The organism is Actinosynnema sp. NPDC004786, assembly GCF_053601135.1.
In genome coordinates this window covers 1-9,526 of sequence record NZ_JBSGBG010000095.1, presented here as the reverse complement: position 1 = coordinate 9,526, position 9,526 = coordinate 1, and the positions used below count along the sequence as shown (strand labels likewise).

Below are 9,526 nucleotides of genomic sequence, written 5' to 3'. Positions count from 1 at the left end.
AAAGCGTCCCGCCAAGCCTGCCGGCTCCGACCAGCCTAAGGCACTCGAACCCATGTCAAATCGGGCCTCGGTGGGGTGGTGGCGGGTCCGATGTGGGCGGTTGGTGTTGGTTTGGCCGTGGGGCTGTTGTGGGGTGGGGAGGGGTGGAGGGTGGTTTTGGGTGGTTGTGTGACCTCGGCCGCTGGGGTTTGTCGTGCTGTGCTTGGATCAGCAGGGTGAGCACAATCTACGATTGTGGGGTTCCCGCTGATCGGACGGCGGGTCTCGCGGCTGCCGCGGGCGCGGTGCGGTCCGGGCGGTTGGTGGTTCTGCCCACCGACACGGTTTACGGGATCGGTTGTGACGCTTTCGACGCGTCCGCCGTGCGCGCCCTGCTGGAGGCGAAGGGGCGGGGGCCGGACATGCCCGTGCCCGTCCTCGTCGGGTCGTGGACGACGATCGACGGGTTGGTGCTCGGGGTGCCCCGGCAGGCGCGGGCGTTGATCGAGGCGTTCTGGCCGGGTGGGTTGTCGCTCGTGTTGCCGCACGCGCCGTCGCTGGCTTGGGATCTCGGTCACACCCGGGGCACGGTGATGCTGCGCATGCCGTTGCACCCGGTCGCCCTGGAGTTGTTGCGGGACGTCGGGCCGATGGCGGTCTCCAGCGCCAACAAGTCCGGGTTCCCCCCGCCCGGCACGGTGCAGGAGGCGTGGGACCAGCTCGGTGAGGAGGTCGGCGTCTACCTGGACGGCGGGCCGGCGACCGACAACGTCGGCTCCACGATCGTGGACCTGACCGGGCCCGACGCCGTCGTGTTGCGGGAGGGCGCGGTGGCGGTCGCGGACGTGTCCGAGGTGTTGGGCGTCGAAGTCGAGGTCGCGCGCTAGTGGATCTTCCCGATCGGAGTAGCGTGGTGGTCCTCTCCCGCGAACCACTCGCTGAAGATCCGCCCGACACCCCATCGCCGAGGGGCTAGCTTGCCGTGGGCCAGATGCCTGCCGTGTCCAACGTCCTCCCCGTCCGGGAGTACCTGCTCGTCGCCCTGACCGCCGCGGTCGTGACGTTCCTGCTCGTCGGGCTCGTGCGCGCGCTCGCGTTCCGGATCGGCGCGGTGGCCCACCCGCGCCAACGCGACGTGCACGTGCAACCCATGCCGCGGATGGGCGGCCTCGCCATGTACGGCGGCGTGCTGGGCGGCATGCTGCTGGCCCACCAGCTGCCGGTGCTGCGCTCGGCGTTCGACTTCTCCTACGACCCGTACGCGGTGATCGTGGGCGGCGGGGTCATCGTCCTCGTGGGCGTGCTGGACGACCGGTTCGAGTTGGACTCCCTGACGAAACTCGCGGGCCAGGTGACGGCGGCGGGCATCCTCGTGCTGTTCGGCCTGCAGTGGTTGCTGTTCTGGGTGCCGTGGGGCGACGGGGGCGAGGGGACCGGGTCGCTGCTGTCGCTGGACCAGAACCAGGGCGCGATCCTGAGCGTGCTGCTGGCCGTGACGATGGTCAACGCGATGAACTTCGTGGACGGGCTGGACGGCCTGGCGGCGGGCATCGGGCTCATCGCGGCCGCGGCGACGTGCGTGTTCTCGATCGGGCTGCTGGCGAACAACGGCGGCGACGTGGGCGCGTACCCGCCCGCCCTGATCGCGGCGACGCTGGCCGGCGCGTGCCTGGGGTTCCTGCCGCACAACTTCAACCCGGCGCGTATCTTCATGGGCGACTCCGGGTCGATGCTCATCGGGCTCATGCTCGCGGCGGCCACGATCTCGGCGTCCGGGAAGATCAACTACGAGTCGGTGCGGGCCACCGACGTGCTCGGCCTGCTGTCGCCGCTGGTGGTGGTGGCCGCGGTGCTGTTCGTGCCGCTGCTGGACCTGCTCATGGCCGTGGTCCGGCGCACGCGGCGGGGTGAGAGCCCGTTCTCCGCGGACAAGATGCACCTGCACCACCGGCTGCTCGAGATCGGCCACTCGCAGCGCCGCGCGGTGCTGCTGATCTACCTGTGGGCCGGCGTGCTGGCGTTCGGCGCGGTCGCGCTGACGTTGTTCGACGTCGTGGTCGTGGTGTGGTGCCTGGCGATCGGGCTCGTTCTCGCGCTGTTGGTCTCGGCGATACCCAGACTTCGCGAAGTGCGTCGCACTTGACCCCCGATGGTGGGGTGAGCATCAAGCCTTCTTTACACTCGGTCGTGACCGGGGAGAAGAGGTGACATGAGCCAGGACAAGACGGAGTGGACCCACGAGGCCGTCGTGCGGCGACTCGCGGGTGAGATGTACCGCGGCGCGCTGTGGGCGGCGCTCGGCACCGTGGTCGCGGGCGCGATCCTCTGGACTGTGCTGGCCGGTGTCCCCGGGCTCGTCGCCGCGCTGATCGGCGGCGCACTCGCGTGCCTGTCCTCGGCCGGGACGCTGCTGCTCATGCACCGCACCGCCGCCATGCCGCTCCAGGTCATCATGGTGGCGGCGCTGGGCGGGTTCATGGGCAAGCTGATCCTGCTGTTCGCCGTGGTGGCGCTGCTGCGCCAGTTCCCCGTCCTCCACGCCAACGCGCTCGCGCTGACCATGGTCGCGACCATCGTGGTCGCCACCGTCATGGAGGTGCGCGCCTCGAAGCGCAGTCGCAGTCAGATCGTCATCCCCACCCCTGGAAACACCTGATCTACCGGCTGGTACGGTGCGCGCAGGACGGGACACCCAGGTAGGTGGGGTGCCTCTCGCGGGCGCTTGCGGTCCGTAAGGTACGTTAAGTCCCGATCGTGACGATTCCCCCGGCGGAGTGAACGCCGGCCGGGAGAACCGGAAGGAACACAGTGACCACGATGGTGCTGGCTGCGGGTGATGAGTTCGTCGCACCCGGTGTGAAGGACTTCTTCCTCCCACCGATCTTCGGTGAGGTCACCAAGCCCATGGTGCTTCTGGTGCTCTCGATCTTGATCATCGGTGCGTTCTTCATCGCGGCGACCCGCAACCTCAAGCTCGTTCCCGGCAAGTTCCAGTTCGCCGCCGAGTCGCTCTACGACATCGGTCGCAACTCGATCGCGCGCGAGCAGATCGGTGGCAAGGACTTCAAGCCGTTCGTGCCGCTGATCCTCACGGTCTTCACGTTCATCCTGGTGAACAACCTGTTCGGGATCATCCCGTTCGTCCAGTTCCCGACGATGTCGCACATCGGGTTCCCGCTGGCGATCTCGTTGCTGGTGATCTACCCGGTCTACCACTTCGTCGGGTTCAAGCGCCACGGGTTCCTCGGGTACCTCAAGCACCAGACCATGCCGCCCGGCGCGCCGTGGTTCGTGCTCATCCTGCTGATCCCGATCGAGTTCTTCCAGAAGTTCTTCCTGAACCCGCTCACGCTCGCGATCCGAGTTTTCGCGGCCATGTTCGCGGGTCACCTGCTCTTGCTGGTGTTCACCTTGGCGGGTGAGTACCTGCTCTTCTCCGGCGGCATCACCGTCGTGGTCGCGCCCATCGCGTTCGCCTTCGCCATCGGGCTGACGTTCCTGGAAGCGCTGATCATGGTGCTGCAGGCCTACATCTTCGCGTTGCTGTCCGCCAACTACATCGGCGCGGCGCTGGCCGAAGAGCACTGAGAAATCACAAGCCTCCGATCCGCGAGCGTTCGCGGACCGAGTTGGAAAGGGAACACCACAAGTGAGCGCTATCGTTCTTGCCCAGGAAGCCGCGACCGTCAACCTGAACCAGGGTCTCGCTGCCATCGGCTACGGCCTCGCGGCGATCGGCCCCGGCATCGGCGTGGGTCTGATCTTCTCCTCGGTCATCAACGGCACCGCCCGTCAGCCCGAGGCCCGCGGCGTCCTGCTCAGCCTGGCCTGGACCACCTTCGCCATCGTCGAGGTCCTGGCGCTGCTCGGCTTCGTCGTCTACTTCCTCGCCATCGGCTGATCTGAAGTTCATCGCAATAAGGAAGGTTTGTGATGACTACCCTCATCCTGGCGGCGGAGGAAGGGGCCATCAACCCCGTTCTCCCGCACACGTCCGAAATCATCATCGGCCTGATCGCGTTCCTGCTGCTGTTCTTCGTCATCAAGAAGTTCGTGTCGCCGCGCTTCGAGACGTTGTACGCGGAACGTGCCGCCAAGATCGAGGGCGGGATCGAGAAGGCAGAGCAGGCGCAGGCCCAGGCGCAGCAGACGCTGGAGCAGTACAAGGCCCAGCTCGCCGAGGCCCGCGCCGAGGCGGCCCGCATCCGCGACGACGCCCGCATCGAGGGCGAGCAGATCATCAGCGAGCTGCGCGCCAAGGCGCAGGAGGAGTCCGCGCGGATCATCGCGCAGGGGCAGACCCAGCTCGAGACGCAGCGCGCGCAGATCGTCGCGGAGCTGCGCGGTGAGCTGGGCCGGCTGGCCATCGACCTGGCGGACCGGGTCGTCGGCGAGTCGCTGGAGGACGAGGTGCGCCGTCGGGGCACCGTCGACCGCTTCCTCTCCGAACTCGACGGCACGTCGGCTCCGGCCGCCAAGTGAGGGAACGCCGATGACGCTGCACGCCGCCAGCCGTGACGCCCTGGCCGCCGCCGAGCTGCGGCTGCTCGAGGTCGTGGACGGCACGACTGGCCCCACCGCCGGCGAGTCCCTGGCGAAGCTGGGCACCGAGCTGTTCGCGGTCGTGAGCCTGCTGTCGGCGCAGCCCGCGCTGCGCCGGGCCCTGGCCGACAACTCCTCGGACCCCGCGTCCCGGGAGCAGCTGCTGCGCGGTCTGCTCGACGGCAAGGTCGAGGACGTGACCCTGCAGGTGCTGGGCACGGTCGTCACCGCGCGCTGGTCCAGCCCGCGCGAACTGGTCGACGGCATCGAGTCCCTGGCCCGCACCACGCTGCTGGTGCGGGCGGAGCGGGACGGCAAGCTCGACTCCGTCGAGGACGAGCTGTTCCGCCTCGGTCGCATCATCGCGGGCAACCACGAGCTGGAGCTGGCGCTCTCCGACCCGGCGGCCGACCCCGCCGGCAAGGTCGCGCTGGTCGACAGCCTCGTGGCGGGCAAGGTCGAGGAGACCACCAAGGTCCTGGTCGACCAGCTCGTCCGCGATCCGCGCGGCCTGGGAGTCGTCACCGGCCTCGGCGACCTCGCGTCGCTCGCGGCCAAGCGCCGGGAACGTTCCGTCGCCTACGTCCGTTCCGCCGTCGAGCTGGACGCGGCGCAGCAGGACCGCCTGGAAGCCACGCTGACCCGGATCTACTCCAGGCCGATCGCGCTGCACGTGGAGGTCGACCCCACGCTGCGCGGCGGGCTGCTGATCAAGATCGGCGACGAAGTCATCGACGGGAGCGTGGCCGGTCGGCTGGCGTCACTGCGCCGCGACCTCGCCGGCTGACCGACCGGAACCGCGGCCCACAAGCCCCTTTCCCAGAACGAAGTGAGAGCAGGAACGACATGGCGGAGCTGACGATCTCGTCGGACGAGATCCGCAGTGCGATCGAGAAGTACGTCTCGACCTACTCCCCGGAAGTCAGCCGGGAAGAGGTCGGCGTCGTCGCGGAGACCTACGACGGCATCGCCATCGTCGAGGGTCTGCCCGGCACCATGACCAACGAGCTGCTGGAGTTCCCCGGCGGCGTGCTCGGCGTGGCCCTGAACCTGGAAGTCCGCCAGATCGGCGCGGTCATCCTGGGCGACTTCGACAAGATCGAAGAGGGCCAGGAGGTCAAGCGGACCGGCCAGGTGCTCTCCGTGCCCGTCGGCGACGGCTTCCTGGGCCGCGTGGTGAACCCGCTCGGCCAGCCGATCGACGGCCTCGGCGACATCGTGGCCGACGACAACCGCGCGCTGGAGCTGCAGGCCGCGACCGTGCTCCAGCGGCAGCCGGTGAGCGAGCCGATGCAGACCGGCATCAAGGCGATCGACGCGATGACCCCGATCGGCCGCGGTCAGCGCCAGCTGATCATCGGCGACCGCAAGACCGGCAAGACCGCGGTCTGCATCGACACGATCATCAACCAGAAGAAGGCCTGGGAGTCGGGCGACCCGAAGCAGCAGGTCCGCTGCGTCTACGTCGCCATCGGCCAGAAGGGCTCCACCATCGCGGGCGTCAAGGCCGCGCTGGAGGAGGCGGGCGCGCTGGAGTACACCACCATCGTCGCCGCGCCGGCGTCCGACTCGGCCGGCTTCAAGTGGCTCGCGCCCTACACCGGCTCGGCCATCGGCCAGCACTGGATGTACCAGGGCAAGCACGTCCTGATCATCTTCGACGACCTGACCAAGCAGGCGGAGGCGTACCGCGCCATCTCGCTGCTGCTGCGCCGCCCGCCGGGCCGCGAGGCGTACCCGGGCGACGTCTTCTACTTGCACTCGCGCCTGCTCGAGCGCTGCGCGAAGCTGTCCGACGACATGGGCGGCGGCTCGATGACCGGCCTGCCGATCATCGAGACCAAGGCCAACGACGTGTCGGCGTACATCCCGACCAACGTCATCTCGATCACCGACGGCCAGTGCTTCCTCGAGTCCGACCTGTTCAACGCCGGTGTGCGCCCGGCCGTCAACGTGGGTATCTCGGTGTCCCGCGTCGGTGGCGCCGCGCAGATCAAGGCGATGAAGGACGTCGCGGGCTCGCTGCGCCTGGACCTGTCGCAGTTCCGCGAGCTGGAGGCGTTCTCCGCGTTCGCCTCGGACCTCGACGCGGCCTCCCGCGCCCAGCTGGAGCGCGGCGCCCGCCTGGTCGAGCTGCTCAAGCAGGGCCAGTACTCGCCGGTGCCGGTCGAGGAGCAGGTCGTCTCGATCTTCCTCGGCACGAACGGGCACTACGACGACATCCCGGTGGGCGACGTCCGCCGCTTCGAGGCGGAGTTCCTGGACCACGTGCGGCGCAGCCACGACGTGATCCTGTCCGGCATCCGCGAGTCCAAGAAGTTGTCGGACGACGCCAAGACCGGCATCGTGGACGCCGTCAACGCGTTCAAGCAGCAGTTCACCGCTTCCAACGGCGCGACCGCGGTCAACGACGCGCCCGCCGAGGCGATGGACGCCGACCAGGTCGGGCAGGAGTCGGTGAAGGTCAACCGGCCCGCGCCGACCGAGAAGTGACGTAGGCATGGCGGCACAGATCCGAGAGCTGCGCCAGCGGATCCGCTCGGTCAACTCGACCAAGAAGATCACCAAGGCGTACGAGCTCATCGCCACGTCCCGTCTCGCCAAGGCGCAGACGAGGGTCGCGGCGTCGCGCCCCTACGCGGAGGAGATCACCTCGGTCCTCTCCGCGCTGGCGACGGCGTCCGCGAACCTCGACCACCCGTTGCTGACCGAGCGCAAGAACCCCCGCCGGGCCGCGGTCCTCGTCGTGACGAGCGACAAGGGCATGTGCGGCGGCTACAACGCGAACGTGCTGCGCGCGGCGGAGGAGCTGCTGGCGCTGCTGCGGTCCGAGGGCAAGGAGCCCGTGCTCTACGTCATCGGCCGCAAGGGCGTGGGCTACTACCGGTTCCGCCGTCGCGCGATCGCGGGCGAGTGGACCGGCTTCTCGCAGCTCCCGCACTACGTCAACGCCGCGGAGGCCGGTGACGCGCTGGTCAAGGCGTTCGTCGCGGGCAGCGACGACGAGGGCGACAAGCCCGGCCCGGACGGCGTGCTCGGCGTGGACGAGCTGCACGTGGTCTACACCGAGTTCAGGTCCATGCTGAGCCAGACGCCGGTCGCCAAGCGGATCGCGCCGATGGTGGTCGACTTCGACCCGGAGCCGCAGAAGCTCCAGTCGGTGTACTCGTTCGAGCCGAGCGCGGAGACGCTGCTGGGCGCGCTGCTGCCCAAGTACGTCAAGACCCGGCTCTTCTCGGCACTGCTGGACGCGGCGGCCTCGGAGTCGGCGGCGCGGCGGACCGCGATGAAGGCGGCGACGGACAACGCCACCGAGCTGGTCCGCAACCTCAGCCGCCAGGCGAACCAGGCCCGCCAGGCCCAGATCACCCAGGAGATCAGCGAGATCGTCGGTGGCGCCTCCGCGCTTACCGGTGGCGCAGGAAGTGATGAGTGACATGAGTGCTACTGCCACCACCACCCGCACCGGCCGTGTGGTCCGGGTGATCGGTGCCGTCGTCGACGTGGAGTTCCCGCGCGACGCGGTGCCGGAGCTGTTCAACGCCCTGCACGTGGAGATCACCTACGAGGCGGTCGCCAAGACGCTGACCCTGGAGGTCGCCCAGCACCTGGGCGACAACCTGGTCCGCACGATCTCGATGCAGCCGACCGACGGCCTGGTCCGCGGCGCGGCGGTGACCGACACCGGCAAGGCGATCAGCGTGCCCGTCGGCGACGTCGTCAAGGGCCACGTCTTCAACGCGCTGGGCGACTGCCTCGACGAGCCCGGCCTCGGCCGGGACGGCGAGCAGTGGGCGATCCACCGCAAGGCCCCGTCGTTCGACCAGCTCGAGGGCAAGACCGAGATCCTGGAGACGGGCATCAAGGTCATCGACCTGCTGACCCCGTACGTCAAGGGCGGCAAGATCGGCCTGTTCGGCGGCGCGGGCGTGGGCAAGACGGTGCTCATCCAGGAGATGATCACCCGTATCGCCCGCGAGTTCTCCGGCACGTCGGTGTTCGCCGGCGTCGGCGAGCGCACCCGTGAGGGCACCGACCTCCTCCTGGAGATGGAGGAGATGGGCGTGCTCGGCGACACCGCCCTGGTGTTCGGCCAGATGGACGAGCCGCCCGGCACCCGCATGCGCGTCGCGCTGTCCGCGCTGACCATGGCGGAGTACTTCCGCGACGTGCAGAACCAGGACGTGCTGCTGTTCATCGACAACATCTTCCGGTTCACCCAGGCGGGCTCGGAGGTGTCGACCCTGCTGGGCCGCATGCCGTCCGCCGTGGGTTACCAGCCGACGCTGGCCGACGAGATGGGCGAGCTGCAGGAGCGCATCACCTCGACGCGCGGTAAGTCGATCACCTCGCTGCAGGCCATCTACGTGCCCGCGGACGACTACACCGACCCCGCGCCGGCCACCACGTTCGCCCACCTGGACGCGACGACGGAGCTCTCCCGTCCGATCTCCCAGAAGGGCATCTACCCGGCGGTGGACCCGCTGTCCTCGTCCTCCCGGATCCTCGAGCCGTCGATCGTCGGCGAGGAGCACTACCGGGTGGCGCAGGAGGTCAAGCGGATCCTGCAGAAGTACAAGGAGCTGCAGGACATCATCGCCATCCTCGGCATGGACGAGCTGTCCGAGGAGGACAAGGTCCTCGTCGGCCGCGCCCGTCGCCTGGAGCGCTTCCTCGGCCAGAACTTCATCGTGGCCGAGAAGTTCACCGGTCAGCCCGGCTCGTTCGTGCCGATCAAGGACACGATCGAGGCGTTCGACCGCGTCTGCAAGGGCGAGTTCGACCACTACCCGGAGCAGGCGTTCTTCTCCTGCGGCGGGTTGGACGACGTCGAGGCCAACGCCAAGAAGCTCGCCGCCAAGTGAGGTAGGGCTGTCGTCGGAGGGCCGTTCCCCGCGGGGAACGGCCCTCCGGGCGTTTCAGGGGGACGCCCACAAATAGGTAGATCGTGGGGTAGGGACAGAGTGTATCACGAAAAGAGTATATATGAGTGGTGGGGGGGAAA

General features: G+C 68.6%; 10 protein-coding genes. All 10 read left to right on the top strand.

Annotation, left to right across the window (positions count from 1 at the left end; genetic code table 11):
- Positions 1 to 215 precede the first annotated feature (215 nt).
- The 10 genes from ACWEFJ_RS38845 (at position 216) to atpD (ending at position 9,386) form a co-directional block, all read left to right on the top strand.
- A complete protein-coding gene (locus tag ACWEFJ_RS38845; RefSeq protein WP_378094979.1) occupies positions 216 to 866 on the top strand; it encodes an L-threonylcarbamoyladenylate synthase in 651 nt (216 codons plus the stop codon).
- Between the two features lie 104 nt (positions 867 to 970).
- The gene (locus ACWEFJ_RS38840) at positions 971 to 2,122 is read left to right on the top strand and encodes a glycosyltransferase family 4 protein (protein WP_378094981.1); all 1,152 of its coding nucleotides are present in this window, start codon (positions 971 to 973) and stop codon (positions 2,120 to 2,122) included.
- A gap of 66 nt (positions 2,123 to 2,188) precedes the next feature.
- A complete protein-coding gene (locus tag ACWEFJ_RS38835; RefSeq protein ID WP_378094983.1) occupies positions 2,189 to 2,635 on the top strand; it encodes a hypothetical protein in 447 nt (148 codons plus the stop codon).
- 152 nt (positions 2,636 to 2,787) lie between these two features.
- Positions 2,788 to 3,567 (top strand): F0F1 ATP synthase subunit A, encoded by a 780-nt coding sequence (atpB, locus tag ACWEFJ_RS38830; protein ID WP_378094985.1) that lies wholly within the window; start codon positions 2,788 to 2,790, stop codon positions 3,565 to 3,567.
- A gap of 61 nt (positions 3,568 to 3,628) precedes the next feature.
- Positions 3,629 to 3,880, top strand: a complete 252-nt coding sequence (locus tag ACWEFJ_RS38825) for an ATP synthase subunit c family protein (RefSeq protein ID WP_053721978.1) — start codon at positions 3,629 to 3,631, stop codon at positions 3,878 to 3,880.
- A gap of 32 nt (positions 3,881 to 3,912) precedes the next feature.
- Positions 3,913 to 4,461, top strand: coding sequence for a F0F1 ATP synthase subunit B (locus ACWEFJ_RS38820; protein ID WP_378094987.1), 549 nt, complete (start codon positions 3,913 to 3,915; stop codon positions 4,459 to 4,461).
- Between the two features lie 10 nt (positions 4,462 to 4,471).
- Positions 4,472 to 5,308 carry a F0F1 ATP synthase subunit delta gene (locus tag ACWEFJ_RS38815; RefSeq protein WP_378094989.1) on the top strand — a complete coding sequence of 279 codons (837 nt, stop codon included), beginning with the start codon at positions 4,472 to 4,474 and terminating at the stop codon, positions 5,306 to 5,308.
- Between the two features lie 59 nt (positions 5,309 to 5,367).
- Positions 5,368 to 7,014 (top strand): F0F1 ATP synthase subunit alpha, encoded by a 1,647-nt coding sequence (gene atpA / locus ACWEFJ_RS38810; protein ID WP_378094991.1) that lies wholly within the window; start codon positions 5,368 to 5,370, stop codon positions 7,012 to 7,014.
- Between the two features lie 7 nt (positions 7,015 to 7,021).
- Complete coding sequence (locus tag ACWEFJ_RS38805) at positions 7,022 to 7,957, top strand: F0F1 ATP synthase subunit gamma (RefSeq protein ID WP_378094993.1); 936 nt, start codon at positions 7,022 to 7,024, stop codon at positions 7,955 to 7,957.
- Positions 7,950 to 9,386 (top strand): F0F1 ATP synthase subunit beta, encoded by a 1,437-nt coding sequence (gene atpD, locus ACWEFJ_RS38800; RefSeq protein WP_378094995.1) that lies wholly within the window; start codon positions 7,950 to 7,952, stop codon positions 9,384 to 9,386. Before ACWEFJ_RS38805 ends, atpD begins: the two co-directional genes overlap by 8 nt.
- Positions 9,387 to 9,526 lie beyond the last annotated feature (140 nt).

Coding starts and splice junctions, on each gene's coding strand:
- ACWEFJ_RS38840 (WP_378094981.1), top strand. CDS start 971: ATGCCTGCCGTGTCCAACGTCCTCCCCGTCCGGGAGTACCTGCTCGTC.
- ACWEFJ_RS38835 (WP_378094983.1), top strand. CDS start 2,189: ATGAGCCAGGACAAGACGGAGTGGACCCACGAGGCCGTCGTGCGGCGA.
- ACWEFJ_RS38820 (WP_378094987.1), top strand. CDS start 3,913: ATGACTACCCTCATCCTGGCGGCGGAGGAAGGGGCCATCAACCCCGTT.
- ACWEFJ_RS38815 (WP_378094989.1), top strand. CDS start 4,472: ATGACGCTGCACGCCGCCAGCCGTGACGCCCTGGCCGCCGCCGAGCTG.
- atpA (WP_378094991.1), top strand. CDS start 5,368: ATGGCGGAGCTGACGATCTCGTCGGACGAGATCCGCAGTGCGATCGAG.
- ACWEFJ_RS38805 (WP_378094993.1), top strand. CDS start 7,022: ATGGCGGCACAGATCCGAGAGCTGCGCCAGCGGATCCGCTCGGTCAAC.
- atpD (WP_378094995.1), top strand. CDS start 7,950: ATGAGTGACATGAGTGCTACTGCCACCACCACCCGCACCGGCCGTGTG.